The 24245-nt window shown below is 47.3% G+C and carries 18 protein-coding genes; 16 read left to right on the top strand and 2 right to left on the bottom strand.

The window, feature by feature from the left end:
• The first annotated feature begins 109 nt into the window (after window positions 1-109).
• The 7 genes from ACFYU8_RS16730 (at window position 110) to ACFYU8_RS16700 (ending at window position 9291) form a co-directional block, all read left to right on the top strand.
• Window positions 110-1222 carry an aminopeptidase gene (locus ACFYU8_RS16730; protein ID WP_390300905.1) on the top strand — a complete coding sequence of 371 codons (1113 nt, stop codon included), beginning with the start codon at window positions 110-112 and terminating at the stop codon, window positions 1220-1222.
• Window positions 1223-1741: 519 nt separating this feature from the next.
• A complete protein-coding gene (locus ACFYU8_RS16725) occupies window positions 1742-2674 on the top strand; it encodes an RluA family pseudouridine synthase (protein WP_390300903.1) in 933 nt (310 codons plus the stop codon).
• Between the two features lie 125 nt (window positions 2675-2799).
• Window positions 2800-3423, top strand: a complete 624-nt coding sequence (locus ACFYU8_RS16720; RefSeq protein ID WP_390300901.1) for a YhbD family protein — start codon at window positions 2800-2802, stop codon at window positions 3421-3423.
• A gap of 14 nt (window positions 3424-3437) precedes the next feature.
• Entirely contained in the window at window positions 3438-4166 is a 729-nt protein-coding gene (locus tag ACFYU8_RS16715; RefSeq protein WP_390300899.1) for a polymer-forming cytoskeletal protein, read from the top strand.
• A 127-nt stretch (window positions 4167-4293) separates the two neighbouring features.
• Window positions 4294-4917: a TetR/AcrR family transcriptional regulator gene (locus ACFYU8_RS16710; RefSeq protein WP_390300897.1), complete on the top strand. Its 624-nt coding sequence runs from the start codon at window positions 4294-4296 to the stop codon at window positions 4915-4917.
• A gap of 34 nt (window positions 4918-4951) precedes the next feature.
• Window positions 4952-6184, top strand: coding sequence for an efflux RND transporter periplasmic adaptor subunit (locus ACFYU8_RS16705; protein WP_390300895.1), 1233 nt, complete (start codon window positions 4952-4954; stop codon window positions 6182-6184).
• Window positions 6181-9291, top strand: coding sequence for an efflux RND transporter permease subunit (locus tag ACFYU8_RS16700; RefSeq protein WP_390300893.1), 3111 nt, complete (start codon window positions 6181-6183; stop codon window positions 9289-9291). The genes ACFYU8_RS16705 and ACFYU8_RS16700 overlap by 4 nt, the downstream gene beginning before the upstream one ends.
• Before the next feature lie 60 nt (window positions 9292-9351).
• Here ACFYU8_RS16700 and ACFYU8_RS16695 read toward each other — a convergent pair whose 3' ends face one another.
• Window positions 9352-10170 carry a CPBP family intramembrane glutamic endopeptidase gene (locus tag ACFYU8_RS16695; RefSeq protein WP_390300891.1) on the bottom strand — a complete coding sequence of 273 codons (819 nt, stop codon included), beginning with the start codon at window positions 10168-10170 and terminating at the stop codon, window positions 9352-9354.
• A 197-nt stretch (window positions 10171-10367) separates the two neighbouring features.
• Between ACFYU8_RS16695 and ACFYU8_RS16690 the strand changes: the two genes are divergently transcribed.
• From ACFYU8_RS16690 to ACFYU8_RS16650, 9 genes are all read left to right on the top strand, one after another.
• On the top strand, window positions 10368-11663 hold the full coding sequence (locus ACFYU8_RS16690) for an HD domain-containing protein (RefSeq protein ID WP_390300889.1): 1296 nt from the start codon (window positions 10368-10370) through the stop codon (window positions 11661-11663).
• Complete coding sequence (locus tag ACFYU8_RS16685) at window positions 11656-12186, top strand: YwgA family protein (protein ID WP_390300887.1); 531 nt, start codon at window positions 11656-11658, stop codon at window positions 12184-12186. The genes ACFYU8_RS16690 and ACFYU8_RS16685 overlap by 8 nt, the downstream gene beginning before the upstream one ends.
• Window positions 12187-12368: 182 nt before the next feature.
• Entirely contained in the window at window positions 12369-12758 is a 390-nt protein-coding gene (locus ACFYU8_RS16680; protein WP_390300885.1) for a thioredoxin family protein, read from the top strand.
• Window positions 12759-12794: 36 nt separating this feature from the next.
• Entirely contained in the window at window positions 12795-13694 is a 900-nt protein-coding gene (locus ACFYU8_RS16675) for an S-layer homology domain-containing protein (protein ID WP_390300883.1), read from the top strand.
• 312 nt (window positions 13695-14006) lie between these two features.
• Window positions 14007-17684, top strand: coding sequence for an ABC transporter permease (locus tag ACFYU8_RS16670; RefSeq protein WP_391365889.1), 3678 nt, complete (start codon window positions 14007-14009; stop codon window positions 17682-17684).
• 66 nt (window positions 17685-17750) lie between these two features.
• Complete coding sequence (locus ACFYU8_RS16665) at window positions 17751-20537, top strand: lipase/acyltransferase domain-containing protein (RefSeq protein ID WP_390300879.1); 2787 nt, start codon at window positions 17751-17753, stop codon at window positions 20535-20537.
• Window positions 20538-20563: 26 nt separating this feature from the next.
• Window positions 20564-20896, top strand: a complete 333-nt coding sequence (locus tag ACFYU8_RS16660) for a hypothetical protein (protein WP_390300877.1) — start codon at window positions 20564-20566, stop codon at window positions 20894-20896.
• 82 nt (window positions 20897-20978) lie between these two features.
• Entirely contained in the window at window positions 20979-21476 is a 498-nt protein-coding gene (locus ACFYU8_RS16655; protein WP_390300875.1) for a YwhD family protein, read from the top strand.
• 238 nt (window positions 21477-21714) lie between these two features.
• A complete protein-coding gene (locus tag ACFYU8_RS16650; RefSeq protein ID WP_390300873.1) occupies window positions 21715-21972 on the top strand; it encodes a hypothetical protein in 258 nt (85 codons plus the stop codon).
• 50 nt (window positions 21973-22022) lie between these two features.
• Here ACFYU8_RS16650 and ACFYU8_RS16645 read toward each other — a convergent pair whose 3' ends face one another.
• Complete coding sequence (locus ACFYU8_RS16645; RefSeq protein ID WP_390300871.1) at window positions 22023-24074, bottom strand: transglycosylase domain-containing protein; 2052 nt, start codon at window positions 24072-24074, stop codon at window positions 22023-22025.
• Window positions 24075-24245: the final 171 nt, after the last annotated feature.

The following is a 24245-nucleotide window of genomic DNA, read 5'->3' as shown; positions in this document are numbered from 1 at the left end:
GGTTTTTTTTGAATAGTACCAAGAACATCGAGAATTGAAAAAGGTGCTTTCATTCGGTAAAATATTTTTTAACAATAACCAATCATGTTAGGAATGTGGGGGATATCGCATGCTGGATGCACGCATCGTCAAGCTGGCTACAAATTTGCTGAGCCATTCTGTACGCCTGAAGGAAAAAGAAAGCTTGTTGATTGAAGTTCGTGGCGAGGGTCACGCTTTAGCAAAAGAATTGGTTAAGCAGGCGTATGAATTGGGAGCTTATCCGTTCGTACGGATTATTGACCCGTCTATCCAACGTGAGCTGATGCTCGGTGCAAGTGCAGAGCGTGCGACTCATTTGGCGAGATGGGAAGAGCCAATGTACAAAGATTTGGATACATATATCGTCATCAATGGTCCGTCCAACGACAGTGAGATGGCCGATGTCCCGGTAGAGCGTCGTCGTGCACACCAAAGTGTGATGCAAGAATTGAATGACTACCTGACCAACAATGTACGTTGGACACTGCTCAACTACCCGACCACGGCTTTGGCGCAAAATGCCAACATGTCTACAGTTGCTTTTGAAGATTTTTATTTTGACGTATGTTCCGTTGACTATAAAAAGATGCACGAAGCCTTTTTGCCTTTGCAGCAATTGATGGATCGCACGGACAAAGTGCGTCTTGTTGGACCTGGAACAGATCTTCAATTCTCGATCAAGGACATCCCTAGTATCATTTGCTCCGGGCTTCGCAACATTCCAGACGGTGAAATTTTTACAGCCCCTGTGCGTGACTCTGTGAATGGAACGATTACGTACAACGCAGCAACAAGCTACATGGGTACGAAATTCGAAAATGTGTGTCTGAAGTTTGTAGACGGAAAAATCGTCGAGGCGACTTCTAACAACACCGAGAGACTCAACCAAATTTTTGATACGGACGAAGGCGCGCGCTACATCGGAGAATTCGCAATTGGTGTGCATCCGTACATCCTGCACCCAATGAATGATATCTTGTTCGATGAAAAAATTGCCGGCAGCTTCCACTTCACGCCAGGCCGTGCATACGACAACGCAGATAACGGTAACCGCAGCCAAATCCACTGGGATATGGTAAACATCCAGCGTCCCGAGTACGGCGGCGGAGAAATCTGGTTTGATGATGTGCTGATTCGCAAAGACGGTTTGTTCGTTTTGCCAGAGCTGCAAGGACTCAATCCGGAAAACTTAAAAGGGTAAAGTTAAATTACAGGGCCATCATGCTTAGCATGGTGGTTTTTTTATGATGTTTAAATAGTGGCTGTCGTGAGGGAAGAATCGCATTTCCAGTCTACGCTTCGGCCTACGCCCCACAAGGGGGGATTGACTGTTCGCACCGGAATAAATGGCGGGAGCGCTTCAAACGTAGAAGTTCCGAGGAAGGATTTCATAAGTGAAATTCCCCGCCATTCATCCCTCCGCTGGGTCGGGCTCCAGAGGCGCTTGGACTGGAAATGGGCTTCTTCTATGTGGCTGTTGTTTAACTTCTTTACCCTCCTGAGTAACAAACAGACCGCTCTAAAAGCACGAAGTAAACACAAGCTGTCCGTAAGCACTGTCACATGTCTGGAAGGAGACCGCCCGAACGCAGAGAGGATACAGGCGACTGGAAGACATGTGGCAGGGCTTCCCCCAAAACGTAAGAGAACGACTACAAACGAGCATCTCTGGCATCCTTTTGCTACAATAAGAAAAAAGCATGGAACAGAGGGATTAGACGTGAGCCGCAAAGATTGGATCGAATACATCGTCAGTGAACAAGACGCGGGAATGAACGTGGAACAAATCGTCCGGCAAAAGCTCAACGTGTCGGGTCGTATGATGCAGCGGCTGACGAGAAGCAAGGGGATTTTGCTCAATCGCAAGCAGCCCTTCCTGCAAAGACAAGTAAAAGCAGGAGATACAATCGCTGTTCGGGTCATCGAGCGACAAGAGCAACCGTCTAGCCAGCCCCAGCATGATACGAAGCCCGAGGGACCGATCACGCCAATGCCGTCCATCGACATTTTGTACGAGGACGATCATCTCTTGATTATAAACAAACCGGCAGGCATGATGGTGCACCCGATTAAACAGGAGACCGACACGTTGGTACATGCACTTGCTGCCGTACTGACGGCACGTGGCGAGCAGGCGAGCGTACATCCCGTGCATCGGCTAGATAAGGATACATCAGGTGCTATCCTCGTAGCCAAAAGCAGCTATGGTCATCAATTGGCTGACAGGCTGCTGCGCGAAGGGGGCATTCACCGGGAGTATCTAGCGGTTGCCAGTGGTGTACTGTCAGAGCAGGCTGGAACGATTGATGCGCCAATCGGCAGAGATGCGCGCCATCCGACGAAGCGCCGTGTCGTGGAGAGTGGCGATCCTGCTATCACGCATTACGAAGTACAACAGACCTCTGAGGGAATGACTCTCTCTCGCGTCTGGCTGGAAACGGGTCGTACCCATCAGATTCGCGTTCACTTTGCCCACATGGGACACCCGCTTGCTGGCGATACGATGTACGGGGGAGCGAGAGGTTTGTTACGCCGACAGGCTCTGCATGCTTCAAAGTTGTCTTTTTTGCATCCGCTTCTCGAAAAAGAGATTGTGGTCGAGGCACCGATACCAACTGATATGAAACGCTTGATGCAAGCGGAGTTTAAATAAGAACGGACAGAAGGACTTCTACGACAGAAGTCCTTTTTTCTGTGCAAAAGTCTTCCGAGTGTCAAACAGTCCGTAGTTGAATAACGTAACAGTGTTATGTTACATTGTTTTTGGAGGTGCTTCACTTGGACGCAAATGTAATCTCGAAGAAGGACCTGCTCGAGCTGACAGGCATTTCGTACGGACAGTTATACCGTTGGAAACGAAAGAACTTGATTCCAGAGGAGTGGTTCATTCGCCGAGCGACTTTTACAGGGCAAGAAACCTTCTTTCCGCGCGAACAGATTTTAGCTCGAATCGACAAGATCCTTAATATGAAAGACGACTTGTCGCTAGATGAATTGGCGGATATGTTTTCACCGAATATGAGTGAAACGTCGTTGTCCGCAGATGAACTATTGGCACGAAACATTGTTTCTGTTACCTCTTTAGAAGTGTTCAATGTTTTTCTCGGGAGCCTAAGAACCTTTACCTTCCAGCAAGCGCTGTACGTCTATGTGTTGGAGAAGCTTTTGGCAGCAGGAGACTTAACTGTAGAAGAAGGCGGCGGATTGCTGCAGGTACTGGCTAGCCACTATCCCAAATTCGAAGGGAAGCCTTGTGAGCTGATTTTTATGCGCAAGATGGGGATTTCCACGTTCGTGTTGGTATCTGGCTCTACCGAAATGTATTTTGACAGCGGTGTAAAGGTAGTGACGCGGCTCGTTTTTGCCAATTGCATCGAAGAATTAAAAGCAAAATTTATGTAGGAGGAGACTATACCATGCAGAACGAGAACAATAACAAACCAGATTTGATCTTTCATGGGGCAGTGAATGCTACGGGTGGCGTATACAACAAAGTAGATGTGCAGGGTTACGGTAAGATCAATGGCGACGTAGAGTGCGAGTCGCTTCATTGTGCGGGACATGTCAGTATCACGGGAGATCTCACTGGCTCTTCGGCAAGAGTAGAGGGCAACGCGTCTATTAAAGGCAAAGTGAAAATGGATACGTTATCCGTATATGGTCAGCTTGATGTTGCGGAGGATTTGAATTTTACGAGTCTAAAAGTAGGTGGCAACGTCAAGGTACAGGGCAATATGGCAGGCGAGGACGTAAAGGTTCTCGGGTCATTGAAAGCCGCAGGGGATTGCGAAGCGGAAGTGTTCCGGGCAAACGGTGCGTTTAGTATCGGGGGACTGCTGAATGCGGGGCGAATCGAGGTACTTCTGCATGGTAGCTGTGAAGCAAAAGAAATGGGCGGAGAGTACATCGAGGTGCGCCGGACTGGGAATAGCACCTTGGGCAAATTGTTGAAGCATTTTCTCAACAATACCTTGTCCGTAGAGACGATTGAAGGAGACGAAATCTATCTGGAAAACACAAAGGCCAAGGTCGTTCGCGGCAACAAGATCGAGATTGGGCCCGACTGCGAAATCGATTTGGTTGAATACAGTACAGAATGTAAGCAAGACCCAAGCTCACAGATCAAGACGCTGACACAACGGTAAGGCTGACAAGGAAAAATTAACATTCGGAACTGTATGCAAGTATTTACATGCATGCAGTTCCTTTATATAATGAGTTTGGAAAAAAATGAAAATGCAAGTAATTGCTTGCTTGGCACGGAGGTGCGTTATGGATCACCCAGGTATAGAACAGAAGCTGGGGGGGAGAGGCGAAGAGGAACAGGAAACCCGTGAGCGAATATTATCAGCCGCACGTCAGCTAATGGCACAAAAGGGATACAAGGGAGCGACTACACGCAAGATTTCTGAGCTTGCAGGGGTGAATGAGGTGACGGTATTTCGTCACTTCAAGAACAAGGTAGGCATCTTGACAGAACTCCTGAAAGAAATCATGGATGTCCGGGAGCAGCTGGAGCAAGGGTTGCAAGGCGAGTTTTCTGATCTCAAGCAAATGCTAGTCAGCTACGCACGCACGTATTACGGCTTATTGGTCGAGCGCAAAGAAATTTTCATGATCTGCATGATTGAAGCGGATAACCATCCGGAAGTCGTGCAGATCTTCAGCAGCTTGCCGATGACCGCAGTCGAGGTACTATCCCACAAGCTCTTAGCGTTTCAGGAGCAAGGTCATTTGCCAAAGGCAGATCCGCTCACGGCAGCTCTTATGTTCGTCTCCACCTTCTTCTATGCCTTCATGGCGAAGCATCGGGTCAATCTCGATATCGAAATGGTAGAAGAAGAGCTTTTTGAAAATGCTTCTGAAATCTTGCTACAAGGCATCAAGGGACTTTAAAAAACAGCATAGCTACATAGGGGTGGAGGAAGTCATGAAGAGAAGATGGCTTGTATCTGTAATGATGATCGGACTATTGGCAACGACGGCTTGCAGCGAGCAACAGCCTGCTGCGGCACCCCAGAAGGAAATGAAGCATGTCGTCGTTGCACAAGTGAAGAAGGAACAGGCTGTTACCGTCACGGAGTTGTCTGGTACGCTGGCTCCTTTGGAGGAAGCACTCGTCTCTTTTGAAGTCGGCGGTCGTATCGTGGAGATGAGCCGTAAAGAAGGAGACACGGTCAAAGCGGGTGATGTACTCGCCCGCGTGAACGCCACAGATTACTCGCTCCAAGTCGCTTCGTCCAACGCTGCCATGCAGCAGAGTGCAGCAAATCTTAGCAAGGTAAACAATGGGGCGAGAGAGCAAGAAGTGACGCAGGCGCGATTGCTGGTGGAGAAGGCAACGGTGGGTCTGCAAAAAATGCAGGATGATTTCAACCGCATTGAAAAGCTCTACCAACAAAATGCTATCTCCAAGAGCGAGTATGAAAGCGCACAAAATGGACTGACGATTGCGCAAAAAGATTTGCAAAATGCCCAGCAGTCCTATTCGCTGGTTACCCAAGGGGCTCGTACGGAAGACAAACAGTTGACGCAGGCTGTGTTCAATCAGACGGTTATCGCTAAAGAAGTGGCAGCCAATACGCTTGCAAAAACGCAGCTTCGTTCACCGATTAACGGGACGATCATCGCCAAGCTCTCGTCTGCGGGCAATTTGGTCGGCTCAGGTACCCCTGTCTATCAAGTCGGCAACATCGACACATTAAAAGTCGTATTGCCCGTTCCCGATCGTGAAATCTCTGCATGGAAAGTAGGCGAGGCGATTTCCCTTGACCTATATGGACAAAAACGGGATGGCAAAGTGACAAAAATATTTCCTGCCACGAACCAAAGCACCGGAACGATTGGCGTAGAGGTCCAAATCGCCAACCAAGCTCGTGACTGGTTTGCTGGACAGGTGGTGAAAGCGACCAAAATGGTAACAGGGCAGGAAGGTATCTACGTTCCAGTAGAAGCAGTCATCAGCAGAGGAAAGGATGACGCGCATGTCTTCGTCAATACAGGCGGTAAGGCTGTCAAAACAAGCGTAGTCATTGGACAGATTGCTAGTGACAAGCTCGAGATCAAGAACGGACTAAAAGAAGGAGACCAACTGATCGTCAAAGGGGTGGACCGTTTGTTTGACGGTGATCCAATCGAGGCGGCAGGAGGTACACAACCGTGATCAAGTACATCGTTCAAAAGCGCAAAATCACGCTCCTGTTTTTCACCATGATTGTACTTGTAGGCTCCCTCAGCTTTTTTCAGCTGCCCAAGCAAGAGTCGCCAGATATCATTATTAACCTCGCGACGATCACGACGATTTACCCGGGAGCTTCGCCGGAAAAGGTCGAGCAGGCCGTTACGAAAAAGCTGGAAGAAAAAATCAATGAATTACAGGGACTCAATTATATTTCATCTTCGTCTTCCCTCGGGGTCTCTTTTATCATGGTGGAAACAAAGAGTGATGTAGACCCGAAGCAAAAATGGGATGAGCTGCGGAAGAAGGTAAAGGACGCAGAAGCGGATCTGCCAGCCGATGCGAAACAACCGATCATCAATGATGATTTGAACCGTACGTTTGTCCAATCGTTTGCGGTTACCGCTAACACTCGTGAGGAATTGTACAGCATGCGTACCATGCTGAAATCGTGGAAAGAACAACTGCGAACGATTCCAAACGTCGCGGATGTATTAGTGGAAGGTCTACCGGAGCAAGAAGTCCACATCGAGGTCGATACGCAAAAGCTGAGCCAGTACGGGATCACGTGGAGCCAGGTGTTGATGGCAGTCAAAAAGGAAAATGAAAAAATTCCGCTTGGCGACCTGACCACAGAAAAACGGACCTATCAGCTCAAGCTGGCGGAAAATACAGATGTCGAAGAACTGAACAAAGTCATTATCTCCCGTTCAAAAGAGGGCTTCCCGATTTATTTGAAGGACATCGGATCGGTCAAAATGGCGACGGAGACGGTTAAAACGACTTCGTATTTCAATGGAAAGCCTTCGATTACGATCAGTGTCAATGCAGAGACGGGCAGTGATGTGCCGTCCTTGCAGAAGCGTGTAGACGAGATGATGGTCACCTTGGATAAAACACTTCCAGCAGGGGCCGAGAGACACTCGATTTACAGTCAAAATGAACGCGTAGATGAGCTTTTTAGCGACCTTACCCGGGAAATGATGATTGCTATCGTCGCTGTTTTGGTGGTGTGTGCGCTTGGATTGAACCTGATCACATCGCTGGTAGTAGCGATGGCGATTCCGATTTCTTTGGCAGTGGGACTCATGTTCCTGCCTTCTCTGGGTATTTCACTCAACATGATCTCGATCGTTTCCTTGATTATTGTGCTTGGGATCTTGGTCGATGACGCCGTAGTAGTGAATGACAATATCGAGCGGAGACTGTCTGTCCTGGGCGAAAAACCAATGGCTGCGGCCGTTAATGGCGCCAAGGAAGTATCGATTTCGATCACGACCGCTACGTTGGCTACGATTGCGTCGTTTGCCCCGTTGATGTTTCTTAGCGGTAACGTCGGGCAGTTCATTCGTCCGGTTCCAGCTATTATTTCCATGACGATGCTGGCGTCGATGGTCATGTCGCTGACGATCATCCCGATCTTTCGCCAGTGGTATGAGCAACGGAGAAAAGCTGGCGTAGAGGGTTATCGCAAGCCTGCTGGACTGTTGGGGAAACAATTGCAGCAGCTGACCAAGTGGTATGCGAGTAAGCTCATGCCGAGAATTTTGAAGCGTCCGCTCTTGGCGGGAATGATTGGGGTATTGATCGGAACGGCGGCATATGGATTGATACCGCTCACTCCGGTGGAATTGTTCCCGAATGATGATCGCCCGCAGTTTCTCATCGATATTCGTCTCCCTGTGGGTAACAGTCTGGAGGCAACAGACCGAGTGGTACGTGGGACGGCGGATTGGGTTTTGAAGCAGCCAGGGATCGAGACAGTATCTGCGTACGCGGGTAACAGCGCTCCGAAAATGTTTGGGGGCGATACAGGTGCCGGAAGTGGCATTACCGTCGGCCAACTCGTCGTTCGCTATAATGAAAAAGAGACAAAACTCGAAAACATGCTGGAGCCGTGGACGGAGGAATTCAAAAAGCTGTATCCGGAAGCGAGTATCCTGCCGAAGCAGTTGGAGGCAGGTCCTCCGGTAGGCAAACCAGTCGTGATTCGTTTGTACGGAGAGGATATTGAGACACTGCGCTCTCTTTCCGCACAAGTAAAAGACAAGGTTGCCGGTTTAAAGGGAACGTACAACGTGCAAGACGATTTCGGGGTAGAACGCTACACCTTGGAATTTGTCGTCAATAAAGAATTAATGGAGCAAAAGCTCGTCAACTACACGGACTTGTCCACGACATTGCGTCTGGTGAGTGAAGGCATTACCGTCAGCGAGTTTGATACAGGCTCAGACCTGGTAGATATGAAGCTGTTCTTGCAAAAAGGCGAGGAAGACCCTGCCTTGCTGTTCCAACGACTCAGTATCGCAAATGCACGGGGTGAGCTGATTCCGTTGTCACAGCTCGCGGAAGTAAAACCGACCTTTAGCACACAGACGATCCCGCACCGTGATTTGTCGCGGAGCGTGACAGTTACCAGTGATTTGAAAGACCGAACTGCGACAGAAGTGATGGCAGAGATCAAGCCGATGCTCGATAGCATGTCCTTCCCAGAAGGATACCGCTATGAAATCGGTGGCGAGACTTCCGAGCAGACCGATATTTTTATCGACATGGGCAAACTCTCGATCCTTGTCGTATTCCTAATCCTGATTTTGATTGCGATGCAATTCTACTCCTTGACCATTCCTGTACTGGTTACGAGTACAATTTATCTCGCTGTAGCGGGTAGCTTGATTGGATTATTCGTAACGCAGACGCCGCTTGGCTTTATGACGATGATGGGAATTATTGCTTTGGCGGGTATCGTGGTGCGTAACGGGATCGTTTTGATCGAGTTCATCGAGGAGGCACGCCATACGGGCATGGAGCTCAAGCAAGCGGTTATTTCTGCGTGCGAGGCGCGACTGCGGCCGATTCTTTTGACCTCGCTTACAGCGATTGCAGGTATGATGCCGCTGGCCATTTCGGGTGACGTTTTGTTCAAACCACTTGCGGTCACCATTATTTCCGGTTTGGCGTTCTCGACGCTGTTGACCTTGATCGTCGTGCCATCCTTTTATACGGTACTGACGCAGCGCAAGATCAAAAAGCTGGCGAAAAAAGCCGCGAAGCGTCCGGATTTGTATGGGCCAGAGGCGGAGACATTATAACGCATTTCACAGCGACAAACTCTCTGATAGATTTTCTTCGGGAGTTTGTCGCTGTTTGTTTTAGTAAGCTTTTCTTGCTTTTCGCCAGCCGACGATCAAAAGAGCAAGAACCAGTATGAGAAAAACGAGTACACATAGAGCCCAGATCGACTGTAGCAGCATGCTTTGGTTGACCAGCCAGGGAATCTCCTCCAGAGGCATGTTTTTCATTTTGGGGAGAGAAGGAATGATCATCGCGTCTGCATAAATGTGCAGGACGATCGGAGAGAGCAATCCCCAGCGAAGTGCTGCCCATGCCCACAAAACACCAATGAGAAACGATTCGAAAAGAGCTCCTAGACCATGCCCAGGTATGTGGTAGTAGGCGAAAATCATCGAAGGAATGAGAAGATAGATCCACCTCGCAACAGCGGGTAGGTCCGCGCGGCTTCGATAGATGAGTGTTAGCGATAAAAGTGGGATACCGCGAAAGACAAGCTCCTCCCACAAAGGATTATGCCAAGTGGCAAACACAAGCAGGTTTGCTTTGCCAGCGATTTGCTGTGCGTCGATTTGCTGCGTGGTAGACCAACCGCTAATCGCTTGAAAGGCAACTCCGCCGGCTTTTGCCACTATGAGACCGACGAGGATGAAAAGAAATACTTGGCCCAATTTTTTCTTTTGTACGAGCCATAAGATTCCGCCAGTGTAAATCAGTGAATTCACACCAAAAATGAGCCAGCCGGGAAGCGGGACAGCGATCTTCCAATCCGTTTCTCGCAAAAAGCCTGATGAGAGAAATTGCCCCCAAGAGGCAATCAAGGGCAGAAAGAGTAGACTCATCAACAAAATGAGTAAAAGTGGGTTTTTGGTAACGTATCGAAATGTGTTTGTCCACATTCGTAAAAACCTCTCAATCACACGGGTTTTCCTATATAATCCTATATAGTAATTAACTGGTCTAAGTTAAAGCGGCATTCTTCAGATTTTTGTAAGAGTTTGATTGAGCAAGAAACGGTAGCAGACGTATGATATGATAGAATCAACATTCACTGTCACTAATAGAGAGAACGCAGTACAGGAAGGGAGTGTCCAGGATGCAACAGCCACAGCTTCTTCATGAAGAAAAGGTATTCAAAGACCCTGTCCACCGCTACGTCCACGTGCGTGACAAATTCATTTGGGATTTGATCAACTCGGCAGAATTCCAGCGTTTGCGCCGAGTCAGGCAACTGGGCACCAGTTTTTTTACCTTTCATGGTGGAGAGCATAGTCGTTTTAACCACTCGCTTGGTGTATATGAACTGATGCGCAGAATTTTGGAGACGTTCGAAGGGCGAATCCAGTTAACTTATGAAGAAAAGTTATTATGCCTATGTGCGGCTTTGCTCCACGATGTGGGACATGGTCCGTTTTCCCATTCGTTTGAAAAGGTGTTCAAGTACCACCACGAGGATTGGACGCGCGCCATTTTGCTCGGAGATACGCAAATCAACCGAATTCTTCGTCGTTTTGATGAGAGCTTCCCGAAGAAATTGGCAGAAGTGATTAATAAGACATATGACAACAAACTGATTGTCAGCCTGATCTCCAGCCAGCTCGATGCTGATCGGATGGATTACTTGCTGCGTGATGCCTACTATACAGGCGTCAATTACGGCAATTTTGAGATTGAGCGAATCTTGCGCGTCATGCGGCCGCAGGAGGATGGCATTGTCTTTAAGTTCAGCGGGATGCATGCCGTCGAGGACTACATCATGTCTCGCTATCAAATGTACTGGCAGGTCTATTTTCATCCCGTGACACGCAGTGCCGAAGTAATCTTGTGCAAAATTTTTCAACGGGCGAAGCTCTTGTTCTCCCAAGGCTATCCGTTCATGCAGGAGCCTGTCATGCTGCTTCCTTTCTTGCAGGAAAAGGTAGAGCTCGCTGACTATTTGGCGCTCGATGAGTCGATTATTCTTTTCTATATGCAGCTATGGCGCAGAGAGCAAGACCCGGTGTTGAAAGATTTGTGCGGCCGTTTTTTGGACAGGAATCTCTTTAAATACGTCGAATATAATCCGAGGGATTTTCGCTTGTTGTCTGAGCTCAAAGAACTATTTCAATCTGCCGGAATTGATCCGATGTATTATTTGGAGGTAGACACGACCTCCGATCTTCCGTATGATTTTTACCGTGCCGGAGAAGAAGAGGAGCGCATTCCGATTATGCTCCAAATGCCTTCAGGCGAACTGGTCGAGCTGTCACAGAAGTCAGAGATTGTACAGGCCATTAGCGGAAAGCGGCGTTTTGATTACAAGCTGTACTTTCCATTGGATAAAGTCATGGCTTTGCCGGGGGATCTCTCCCGTAAGATTCGAGAACGTCTGGGAGTGATGGAGGATGCTTAATCGTCACGCCAAGATCATACGCCTGATTGAGATAGTCGGCGAAGTGAGCGGGCGAAAAAAATTGCAAAAGATGGTGTACATAGGAAAACATCTGGAGATGGATTTCGATGAGCGCTACGAGTTTCACATGTACGGTCCATATTCGGAGGAACTGACGCTCAGAGTCGACGAGCTGTGCAACATGGGGCTTCTGGATGAGCAAATGGAGAGTAAAGGTGCCATTCATATGTATCGTTACTCCTTGAACGAAACCGGTCATGATTTTCTCAAGTTTCATGAGGTTGACTTCGGTAGTGGAGAACGTGCAATTTTGCGTATGAATGAGGAGAATTCCCGTTTTCTCGAGCTGGTTTCTACGATTCTGTATTTCAACCACCTATCGTATGAGGAAATGAAGGGCAAAATCTTTACGTTTAAGAGCAAGCAACGCTACACCGAAGAAGAGATTCAAAAAGGACAGGCGTTTATTGAAGAACTACGTGTGCTGATGAAGGAAGACGGCGGCACTGCACTTGAGCAATAGGGAACATCATACGAGGACAAGCACGGCGTACGAACTTGCAAGAGTTGTGGTACGTCTTTTTTTATCCATGTCAGCCAGTCCAATGGGGCTGGCTTTTTTTGTCTCAGATTGGAGCTGCATAATACGGGCATCGTTCTTTGACAAGTACATAGGTATGAAACATTTTGATTAGCGGAGGGAAGATGGACTTGAGTAGAATCAAGCAATGGTGGTTGTGGATCGCGCTCGGTGCCGTTATTTTTGCCGTCGGTATAAGTGCGTGGGGGATAGCCAGTGCGCATGAAGTAAGAGTGGTGTACGTCTATAGTGATAGCTGCGGATATTGTACGGAGTTTGGCCCGACCTTCGAGAGAGTCGTGAAGGCGTATCCACCGGAAATGATCCAACGACTGGATATCCATAAGCAGAAAGAGCTGGATGAAGCGTCGCGCCTCGGTGCAGAGGCAACCCCCACTGTTTTTGTCGTCGAAAAAGGTAAGGTGGTCGACAAGCTGGAAGGAGCCGTTCCCGAGAATATGTTGCGAAGTTTTTTGCAAAGGAACCTAGAACAGACTCTATCTAAAAATGGATAATATAGGTAAAATATCCGATAAAGAGGGGGTCATTCCATGAACAAACGTGCAATGTTGTCATACCTACTAGCATCTGTCCTTGCAATGGCAGGGTTTACTGGAGTTGCTGACAATCATATCGTACAAGCTGCTGCACCAGCGAAGGATTACAATTTACATTCAGCAAAGGCAGCAATTGAATTCGGTGTACAGAAGAAATACTTATGGCTGGATAGCAAGGGGAACTTTTATCCGAATAGTCAAATGACGCAAGGGCAGTTTATCGCGAGTTTAGTAGCCATTCGCGGTTTGAAGGAGGTAGCGGCCGTACAGCAGCTCCCAGCAGGGCATTGGGCAAAGACGAGCTATGAGAAGGCGCAGAAAGCGGGGATTTTGGCGGGGGTGAAGGTAGAGCCGAACAGACTGTTGACGAAGGAAGAGACGGCAGCGCTGGTGTATGCTGCATGGAAGCCGATTCGGGGTGAAAAGAATCCGAATTTAACTAATACCGGTGCGCTTATCACGTGGGGATGGATGAAGCCTGCGCCTAGTGGTCAGCCTAAATTTCGTGAGGATTTACCTGTGACGCGAGGGGAAGCGGCCGAGATTTTGCGTTATTTGTGGAAGGATAAGTGGCAGCTTGAGCAGGGGGCGAAGTATGCGGATGAGTTTCATAAGAGCTTGAAGGTTGTGAATGGGAAGATTAGTGGGAAGGTGCCAAAGGGTGATAGTAATTTTATGATAAAAGCAATGTTCATTACGAAAGAAAATGGTAGAGAAGGATTCCTAAATAACCAATCTTTTAACATTTCTTTAAGCAATGTAAGTTCTTTATCTTTTAGTGTAATAAATACAAATGATTCAACTGATGCAGGTATCTACTTGTATACAAAATTACCTAATTTAGAACAAAAGAATAACACCCGAAGATTTTATATAGAAAAGGGTGACGAGTAATTGAGAAAACAATTAACTAAGCACAGAAAATTATCTTTTTCTGTGCTTTCCTTTGTCCTTTTGTGTGGGTTAATTACACTACAGCCAAATTTTGTTGATGCTTCACCTAACTATCACGGTATTGCAGTTGCGACTGTAGATTCTAATAAAGAGCTTGCTCCAAAGGGGAGGTTCGATATCATTTCAATTGAAGAAATTGATGCACAGCTTGGTTCAACAGTTTCGCAAATTGAAATTGACAGAGTTATTGATAGTAATAGAGTGTTAGGTTTTGCTGACACACATAAAAAGGCAGACAGAGGATGGTACTATGTGGACGGAGATGAGGCTCCCTATTGGATCAGCAAGTTTGGCGGGAATCCCAACTACATACTTGGCGGATCTGCCAATGTTTATAGTAAATGGGTAACAGCTAATGAAGTTCCAGAATTCAAACCATACCAAGCCTACAACCTCGCAGAACTAGCCTCCGCCTCAGGCGGCGCAGGCTACACCAAAGGAGACAACCTCGTCCCCGACGGCAAAGGCGGCTACATCTCCGTAGGCCACTTCCGAACAACCCCACAACCCAGCGGCAGCGTAACCACCGCCAAAACCAAATACAATCTCAACGAAACAGTTGAGATCCATGCAAATGCCACGGACTTTTCTTACTATGACCGCGGCATTTTTGTATGGTCTTTAAATGTGATCAACAAGACAACAGGACGTGGATACAAAAGCATCTTATCTAATCAAAAATTCAACGATCCAAGCACGGCTATTCCCACGGTGAACGAGACAAGCAGTCCCCCAGGCTACAAGTGGACCTATACGAATACAGCATATAGACCTACGGAGCCGGGCGTCTATGAGGTATCGCTAACAGTCACTGACCTGCATCAAAGGAGCCGCCAAGGATCAAGCAGCATAAGCGTTTCCACACCGTACACAGCACAATTCACGGTAGGCGATGTAACTCCACCGGAAAAGCCAGACCCCGAAAAGCCAGACCCAGGTCCAGCATGTTCAATTGGGTCGACAAAAACCAAGCTGAACATTCAAGTCGTTGGCGATAAGGATATAAAAGACCACAATGCTGTTGCAAGCGGCGGTTCAGATATCCCTGTCGAAAAAAATGCCGAAATCACTCTTTATGCCAATAAACCTGGAAAATACACGATGAATGGTTATGACATGAAGCCTGGAGCGAATGGGAATCGGAAGGTCGCAACGGGAAGTGTGGGGAGTTCTGGCCGAGTGAAAGTCGTCTACATCAGTGAGGATGGAACGGAATGCTGGGAGAAATATTTGAGAGTCGAGTCGCCAGACGGCGAAGACTCATGCCCCATCGTTACACTTTCGGCATCTGCAGTGAGAAACGGTGAAACGATTGAGATTATGCCGTTCGACACGCTTACGTTCCGAGCCAAATACACAACCAAATACGGGGATAGCTCGGAAGCATCACTCAAGTGGGACGTAACCCTTCCAAACGGAAAGATCTATACCTTGCCGGTTCAGGAAAATGACAATGGCAGATGGGGACCCTATCCTTCCTCCAGTTTAAAGCTTCCGTACGAGAATGTTCATAACCCGTATCATTTTCAATTCGAGCGCGGAAAAACATACAAACTGAAGCTAAACTTTGATGGGACAAAGTGGAGGGAGCGACCTGAATGCAACTGGGAAATCACGATCGTCGTAAAAGATGCTTCCTGCACAATCGCTGATCAAAAAAAGGTGGCGTTTTTGGTGCATAGCGAACCACCTCTGCCATTTTCTCCTGAAGGGGAAAGCATGAATGGGTCAGTCAGCTCAGGCTTTACACTGAAAGACCCCGTATACATCAAGTACTTTACGGAGGCCGGAGATCAATACGATACCAATCTATCGTTTTCCTCGAAGGTATCTGGTACTTGGTATTGGAAGAACCCCGGAGGAAAAATAGCGTTAACCGACAAGCTTGCGGCGAACGAGCAATTCAGGCTCATGTTGCCGGCAAGCGTGGATGTTGGCGATGAAATCGTACTGCTGTTTGAGTCTGAGACGGACTGCACGGGTGAGGTACGATTTACTATTGAATCTGACCAAAAATGCTGGGATATTCTAGCGTCAGTAGAAATCGATAGAAACAACCAAAAGTGGAGCAAGGATATTCAACGTGGTGAAACAATTGAACTAACAGCAGATGAGATTCCGGACAAGTTTCGGTTTCGTATGTTTTTGTCGGATGATAGTCACTTTTCTATGAGATGGTTCGACCCAGCAATAGGCTCCTGGGAAAGAAAGCGAAACGGAAAAGCACTCGATAGCTCAAACAACTCCACAAATAGCCACTGGGTGTATTTCCCTAAGGATGAAAATGATCTTCTTTTAGAAGGGCTGTACAAGGTGCAATTTTATTCAACCCAGAGTGATGGGTGCGACGGTCATTTTTTTGTGCAAATCGGCAAAGGCTCTCCGAAACCGGATGGAGAGAATTTGCTTATTGTGAAATCGAGCTTTCAAATTGATCCGAAGAGCCCTCAAGCCGCAGGAACCGATGCGACAATTACATTCAACGTGAAGAATGCCGGGAAATTAACGCATGATACGAAATTGGCTGTTCGCTGGGCTAGCTCAGAAAAGGAAACCAGCTTGGACGTGGATGAATTCAAGCCGGGCGAGGTACGTAAGATCACGGTTCCGACGAAGTATCCGCAAAAATCCGAGGATTTCATCGCCCATATCAACCCTGCGAAATCTATGCCGGAGAATGAGACGATCTGGACGGACAATCGTGCGACTTGGCCAGTGAAGATTGTCGGTGGAGAAGTTCCCAATCCGCCTGGTGGTGGAGGTGATTTTGATGGCGGTGAAATTGGTTTGGAGATTTATGACAGTGATGGTCGACAGCTACAAAAACTGCCGCTACATGCAGATGGTGTGTGGGAACGTGAGCCTGCTACGATTCGCGTGGTCATTGATCAGACGAAAATAAACGAAGGCTTCCAAAAAACAGAGCAGGAACTCAATCAGAAGATAACGGAATTCAAAGCACAATTAGAGAGAGCAGTTAGCGGGGAAAATAGTAAAAACATAACCGTCACTGCGAATCCGGGGTGGATTTCAGATGCTAAGAGCATGGCAGTATATACACCGTCGCAGCTTGATTTGAAGCTGACAGGCCCTGGGGCACCGATGCAATGGCAGGTAAGCAGTGCATCTACAGGCACAGAGGTCGTGTATACAGGAACCACTGTCCCAACGCAGACGACTTGGCGCCAAGTCCTGCAATCGCAAAAGTACAAAGCGGAAATCAACGGCTTTGTCATCGTGATGGATTATCAAGTCGATTTTGAACTGTCCTACGAGAGCTGTGCTATGAACGAAGAAGATGAAGAGGTGTGCGAACCACAGAACATTTCCAAAACAATGGCAGGACGCTATACCATTACGGTAAAAGGGGGAGAGCGTTCCTTTGAAGTGTTTGAACCGAATGCAACAGGCTCGATTCTCCATACAGACGAATGGGCAGCGTACCATGCCAGAGATCGATATCCAAACAGCCAGCCCAACGATTACTACGCGGGGGAGCGCATCTTGACACAAGTGGAGCTGCAGGAACGACACCGCCATCCCGTGAGCAACCAGTTTCCTGTAATGACATCTGCACGGGCGTGGATTTCAGAAACTGGCTTACGCCAAACGCCGTTACAATCGTTGTTAACCTTGCAACAAGCGACTCCCCAGCTATGGAGAGGACCTTCCTATTCTGCTTCCAAGCTAGGAACTCGTGAAGTGGGCGTAGATACGCCTTTGATGGGGGATAAACAACATGGCTTCCAAAAAGATGCAAGCTACGTTGTCTATTACTCTGTTTCCTTTCGTTTTGACGTGAATAAAGGCTTTCCCTATCAAAAGAAAGCTTCCGGGCAAGGGCACGAGCTAAAAGATTATCATTTACCCTTCCGTATTATTGCAAATGCATGGGAACGACAAGGAATCCGCAACCATACGACTCAGTAAAAATATTTGCACCCCCTCTCTGTCTTTTTCTACTGTAAAGCTAGAAAAAGGATGAGGGGGATTTTTGTGAGAACAATCACGCGGCGCTTGCTATGTGCACTTCTCCTATTCGCATTATGCTTGGGAAATACAGTGGAGCAGGGCTGGGCAAATGAACGGGAGATATTCGTAGAGGAGGCGTGGGCATGGCTCGAAGAGGGAGAGGTGCGCTTTCAGGCACAATTATCGGATACTCCGGATAAAGTCGAGCTGTCTTTCAATCAGGACAGAGACAGCATAACCCGTTCTTTTCACGAGGAGTCTCAGATTTCCCTTGCAGTAATGCCGATGGATGATAGTCCTATCCAGATAACTATGTTCATAGATGATTCAGAGGAGCCATTAAGTAGCTGGGAGCTAGCGTTGCCTGAACATATAGAGCTGACGGAAGAGAAAATAAAAAGCAAAAAGGCACCTTGGGACGAAATGGCTCCCGATCAGGAAGAAGCATTAGAGTTGATCGAAATAGAGATCGAAGACCAATACGAAGCCCCGCCAGAAGAGGCAGAACAAGAACAGGTGCAGGATACCACCGATGAAGAGCTTTCGCGGCTGGCAGAGGAATTTTATGCGCATTATTCAGGCGAGAATAAGCCAGAAGAAGCAGAATTGCGCAGTAGAGAAGCTCGCTTTGAGGTAGAACCGAATGATACGTTGGGCAGCAAATCGGACTGGCTATTTGATGGAAAGGATAGTCATGGGAAGATTAGCAGCAAAGATGATGTTGATTTTTGGAAAATCAGAGGAACAACAAATGGGCAGATGAGTATATCCCTTAGAGATATTCAGGCAAATGAGGACTACGATTTGTATGTGTATGATGAGGAGGAGCGGGAGCTTGCCCGTTCTGATCAGCATGGAAATGAGCCTGAGTTAATCGAGGGACTGGCACTGGAAAAAGACAAATGGTATTACATCAAGGTCGTTGGAAAGCAGGGCTCGTTTTCAAAAGATTACTACTACCGTTTGCGAGCCGATTTTCTTGTGGATCAAGGAGGGGGCAAGGCAGATGGATACGAGCCGAATAACACAATGGAAGAGGCCTACGAGCTTGATGCGTATAACCGAAATATCGTAGGAAATCTTCATTCAAAGACGGATGTGGATTTTTATAGCTTATCCTTTAAGCTCTCCTCTACTGTGGAGGTCTCCCTCAAGGATATCCCTACTGGAATGGATATGGATGTATTTCTGCTCGACGAGGCAGGAAAAGTAGTCGCCAAATCCGAGAAAGCGAAGAACTCGGATGAGCATATTATTTTCAATGCCTATCCTGGAACCTACAAAGTCAAGGTAATGGCCAGTAAACGCTCGGGATTTACCGCGAATTCCTACAGTCTTTATATAGGTGACAGAACGATCCCGGTCATCTTAATCCCGGGAGTGGGTGGATCGCGACTCGAAGTAGAGGAGAATGGAAAGAGATCGGAAATCTGGTTGGGACTTGGCGATAGTCTCATTGGTATTAATGATCCCAAACACCGCAGGCTACTCTCCCTGGAGCCGATCAAACCAAATAGTGTAGAAGTACAGCCAGTCGTTCGTGATGCGACGATCCACCCGGAGAAAGACGATTTTTACGCGATCGAATATCTTTCCTATGCGCCATTTTTAAAAGAACTTACCGAACAGTATTACAGCATGGTGAAGGAACTGGAGAAGGCAGGGTACAAAAAGCATCGCAGCTTATTTGCACTGCCGTACGATTGGCGATACAGCAGCACCAAAAATGCCCAACTTCTAAAAGAAGAAATCGATGCTGCACTGAAGGCAAGTGGAGCAAATCAGGTACATTTGGTGGCACATAGCATGGGTGGGCTCTTGGTAAAAGAAACACTCTTATCCAATGTGTCCTACCAGCGCAAAGTGAATCGTGTCGTGTATATGGGCACACCCTTCCTTGGCTCTCCACGGGCCTATCAGGCTCTTAAGCACGGATACAATTTTTCGATCCCTTGGCTGGATGAGGAAACAGGGAAAGTGATTTCCTCTTATGCACCTGCCGTTTACGAGCTGTTACCCTCCAAAAAATACTTTGAAACGGTTGGCTTCCTGAAAAAGAGTAACATCCAGTACTACACCTACGATGAATTTTTAAAAGACAAAAATATTCGCCTCGACTATGCGCCGCTCGTCAGACATGGCGGCAAGATGCATGAAAAGTGGGATAACAAAACGATCAATGTTCCACAGTATTCCATCGTGGGTACAGGCCAAGTAACACTACTCGGTTACTTTTATGATTCGTTTTATAACGAATGGTCCCCGATTCTCGATCCTGGCGTTGGGGACGGTACCGTTCCGTATATGAGTGCCAATTACGCCCAAAAGGATATGAAAAAACGTTACTACGTGAAAGGTGAACACGCCAAGCTGCCGACCATACCGGAAGTCATCGACCAAGTAACGCGGCTGCTACAGGGAGATGAGGAATCACAACCAGGATTGCGCAATGCCCCGGATCAAAATGCTGACTACCTGTACTACATCATTGCACAAGATGACAAAAGCTTTCCTGAAGTGACGATACACAAATCGGGCCAGAACTTTACGCTCGATGCCAATAAAAAAGAAGTACGGGAAGATCTGTCTATTGAATACCACGATCGCATCGTTGTCATCCATGTTCGAGATGGTGAAGACCTGGAATTCCAGCCGCCTGTAGTTGTAGAGGGAGAGGAGCCAGCGCGCTTTCTGATCAAACGTTTCTCTTCAGATGATTCGGAGCGTTACAAAGAAACAGGCAGACGTTACGTACTCGATGAACGTGGACTGGCAGAGGTAGAAGAATCTACGGATTCTCATGATGAGTAGCCATCAAAAGCAAAGGGAGTAAGACAATGGATGATAATTGGTTTGTCTGGTTCATACTCGGTCCTTTCATTTTCTCATTGATGTTTGCGGGACCTTTGATCGGTTTGCTCATCGCCGCTTTCATTCGCTTCACGCTAGGCTTTCGAGGCTGGTTGATCTTTCTAAGTGTCCTTTTTATCAGCTTCGTGTACTACCTGTTTATTGTTCCCTCTGACACGATGCTAGGTGAACTGTTAGTCATGAAAGCTGCCATGGCTGTCAACACAGCAGTCGTAACGATCCTGATCGTATGGGGAGTCGAAAAAGCCATCCGGTTCGTAAACAAAAAACGAAACAGCCAAAAGTCCATGGATAAATAACTGGGCACATAGGCAAATTGCGTCACTGCACGTATTTCGAGTAGAATAAAAGGAAGGAGAATGATTGCTGGAGGTTATGTAAATGGATATTTTTGATAATAAAAAAGGCGGCTTTACCATCATGAGTGGAAAAACCGATGTACACGGAGGGTTTGGTCAAGGTGTACTCGACCTGAATGCTGTGTCCTCGGTCATTATCGATGGGGACGAAGCGTACATTGACATGGGTGCTTTGCATGCCAAGAGTGCAGTTGAAAAGGGCATCAAATGGACGATGAATAAAGAAGAAGTACCAAATGGAAAGCCTTATTGGCTCGTTTGGGTAACAGTCGATCGCAATGAAGTTGGTCCTTACTATGCAGGGGCAACTGCGTGCTACATGGAAATCGATCGGGAAGCGCGTCGGGGATATAAAATTTTGGCAGATCACGTGAATCGCATGGATTACTCCATGAAGAGACGTATTATGCTGTCTGATTTGTCCGAGAAGGAAAAAGCCGCTCTGAAAAAGCTTTTGATTGATAATAACGCGGACATGTTTGAGAACTCCACCGAGGAATTGAAGCAAAATTTGTCCTAAAGTTGGAAATCGTGAACGGTCTGTGAACAAATCGTGAAATCAATTGTTCACACAATTGAAGTCAGGTAAACTTATTTCCATATCTGTGTATATGTACACTAGGTCAACAAACAGGGAGAGAGCCGTCACTCTTTCCCTGTTTGTGTATACATTTTCTTTTATTGATCATAGTTTTTGGGATATCGCGGAACACTAATGAGGATTGAACCAAACTGTTTGACGGAAGGGGCGGTACCCATTGGGAGAAGATCTCCGTGGTAATGAACAATCGCATGATCATTTTGTGAAGCACGGTGGCGTCCATTTCCGCACACACGTGACTCCGACCGAGATAAACAACTTTGTACGCAAGCTCCCTGCTGGAAAAAGGGACAGCTTGTTTGAAGTATTGGAACAGCTTGATAGTGCCGGTCTGATTACGATCGTCAACGACCATGTTTTTGCCGATGGAGATGGAGTCGTGGGCGGCGGGGACAATCAGAGCACGCAAGGTTAATAGGCATACGAAAAAGGACGTACTCGCTGAAGAGAAACGTCCTTTTTTCTTTAGTTATTCGGTTTCCACCAACTGCCCATGCGCTGCCAGAAGGTTGAAGAATCTGGCGGCTTCAAAGGTGTCGGTGTCTCATTCGCCGGGATGTGATCCGTGCAGTAATCTTGTGGTTCTGTGCCACTGGCGAAATAAAAGAGCTGTGGATTCGGACAATGCTCGGTCGCCAATTTTCCAGAAGCAGGATCAATATAGACAGAAACAACACCAGCTGGCATGTCAAAGAGTGCTGGGGGCTGACCTTTGAGCGCACTTTCCATGAACTGGGCCCAGATTTTTTTGGACAGATAGCCTTCCTTTACATCATCGACCTTTTGATTTTTGTCGTAACCTATCCATACGGTCGAAACCAGCTGCGGAGTGAATCCACTCAGCCAAGCGTCATAGTCCGTTGATCCTGTTTTCCCTGCTACAGGTCGGTTCATTTCACCCGCAACGCGATATCCCGTACCGCCTTGTTCGAATACGCTTTGCATCATATTCACCAAGAGAGCAGACGCAACAGGATCAGCTACCTGTGTTTTCTCTGGCTTTTCCTCGGCTAAAATATTGCCCTCGCTGTCCTCGATGGAGGTGATGGCAATGGGCTTCACTGCTTGTCCCTTGTTGACGATTGCTACATAAGCTGCGTTTAACTCTAAGGGAGAGACAGGTGAAGTTCCTAATGCCAGAGAGGGAACTGCTTGCATCGAGCTGGTAATACCTAATTGCTTTGCCTGATCAACCACTTTTTGCGGCCCGAGAAAATCAATGGTCTTAACAGCATAAATGTTGTCGGAGGTTTTGATCGCTTCGCGCATGTTGATCAGTGCGTTTGCATATTTCCCACCAAAATTGCCGGGAATGTACTGTTTATTGTTATCGTAGGTAAAAACAGTTGGTTCGCTTTTCATCAAAGTGAGCGGTGTATAGCCGTTTTGCAAGGCGGACAAATACATGATCGGCTTGAAAGAGGAACCGGGTTGCCGCTTGCCCAGCACGCGATTGTACTGGCTCACCTTGTAATCGCGACCTCCTACCATCGCTTTAATATAGCCGGTAGAAGGGTCCATGGCGACGAGGGCTGCTTGCAAATTCGGATTATTCTTCGGCAAGACGGAGGCAACAATATCCTCGGCCTTTTTTTGTATAACGGGGTCAAGGGTCGTGTGGATTTTCAGACCGCCATGGATAAATTTTTCTTCATCAATCCCATATTTGTTTTTTACCAAATTGGCGATGTAATCGCGGAAATACGGAGCTGGCTCGGTTACATTCTCGTTTGTTCGCTGCTTCAGCTTGAGTGGTTCCGCGTAGGCTTGCTCTACTTCCTTCGATGACAGTAGGTTGTCACGCTCCATGGCATTCAAAATAAGCTTTTGTCTGGCTTTGGCGCGTTCTAAATCGACAAATGGTGAAAAATAAGTAGGACCCTTAGGGATGCCTGCCAGCATGGCGCTTTCCGCAACGGTCAAATCTTTAGCGTCTTTGCCGAAATAAGTTTGGGCAGCAGCTTGTACGCCATAGGCTGAATGCCCGTAATAAATCTGATTGACGTACATCTCTAAAATTTCATCCTTGCTGTAATTCAGTTCAAGCTGAATCGAAAGCAGGGCTTCTTTGATTTTCCGCTCCCACGTCTTGTCCAAACTGAGGTACAAATTTCTTGCCAATTGTTGGGTGATGGTGCTGGCACCCTGACGCTTGTCCATGTTAATGACATCGACATAAGCGGCCATGGCCAATCGCTTCCAATCAAAGCCGAAATGTTCGCGGAACGAACGATCCTCGATCGCGATGGTCGCATCAAGCAATGCTGGTGAAATCTCTGCAAGTGGCACAGAAATCCGGTTCTCGCCACGGTGCATCGTATCCAAAACCTCTCCATTGGAAGCGTAAATTGTCGTGGTTTGCTTCACGAACGTTTCTGGGAGTGGTTGTGAGCGTAAGTACAAAATGAGTAGCAAAATGGCAAAAGAGAAACATAATAGGCTGAGAATGGTAAATTTTAAGAATTTCTTAGCCCAACGCAAATAGCGCAGCAATGGGGCTTCGCGAATGACTTCCATGTGTGCCTCTCCTCCTTTCTGCGGTTGAATCAATAAAATAGGACATACTACGTTACTAGTAGTATGTGTCTCTTGCAAGCTGGTTAAACTTTCCTCGTCAGAAAAATATCTTGCAATTTGGAAGACAGCTACTATAATTTTCTTGTTATATTGTATTTTCATGCGGTTAAT

The sequence above is a fragment of the Brevibacillus sp. NPDC003359 genome, from assembly GCF_042878995.1.
Taxonomy (GTDB): domain Bacteria; phylum Bacillota; class Bacilli; order Brevibacillales; family Brevibacillaceae; genus Brevibacillus.
This window is presented reverse-complemented; position numbering and strand designations above follow the sequence as displayed.

Excerpts from the sequence above, each read along its gene's own strand:
- ACFYU8_RS16730 (WP_390300905.1), top strand. The coding sequence starts at position 110 with ATGCTGGATGCACGCATCGTCAAGCTGGCTACAAATTTGCTGAGCCAT.
- ACFYU8_RS16710 (WP_390300897.1), top strand. The coding sequence starts at position 4,294 with ATGGATCACCCAGGTATAGAACAGAAGCTGGGGGGGAGAGGCGAAGAG.
- ACFYU8_RS16655 (WP_390300875.1), top strand. The coding sequence starts at position 20,979 with ATGGATATTTTTGATAATAAAAAAGGCGGCTTTACCATCATGAGTGGA.
- ACFYU8_RS16660 (WP_390300877.1), top strand. The coding sequence starts at position 20,564 with ATGGATGATAATTGGTTTGTCTGGTTCATACTCGGTCCTTTCATTTTC.
- ACFYU8_RS16645 (WP_390300871.1), bottom strand. The coding sequence starts at position 24,074 with ATGGAAGTCATTCGCGAAGCCCCATTGCTGCGCTATTTGCGTTGGGCT.
- ACFYU8_RS16695 (WP_390300891.1), bottom strand. The coding sequence starts at position 10,170 with ATGTGGACAAACACATTTCGATACGTTACCAAAAACCCACTTTTACTC.
- ACFYU8_RS16680 (WP_390300885.1), top strand. The coding sequence starts at position 12,369 with ATGGACTTGAGTAGAATCAAGCAATGGTGGTTGTGGATCGCGCTCGGT.
- ACFYU8_RS16715 (WP_390300899.1), top strand. The coding sequence starts at position 3,438 with ATGCAGAACGAGAACAATAACAAACCAGATTTGATCTTTCATGGGGCA.
- ACFYU8_RS16685 (WP_390300887.1), top strand. The coding sequence starts at position 11,656 with ATGCTTAATCGTCACGCCAAGATCATACGCCTGATTGAGATAGTCGGC.
- ACFYU8_RS16705 (WP_390300895.1), top strand. The coding sequence starts at position 4,952 with ATGAAGAGAAGATGGCTTGTATCTGTAATGATGATCGGACTATTGGCA.
- ACFYU8_RS16675 (WP_390300883.1), top strand. The coding sequence starts at position 12,795 with ATGAACAAACGTGCAATGTTGTCATACCTACTAGCATCTGTCCTTGCA.
- ACFYU8_RS16690 (WP_390300889.1), top strand. The coding sequence starts at position 10,368 with ATGCAACAGCCACAGCTTCTTCATGAAGAAAAGGTATTCAAAGACCCT.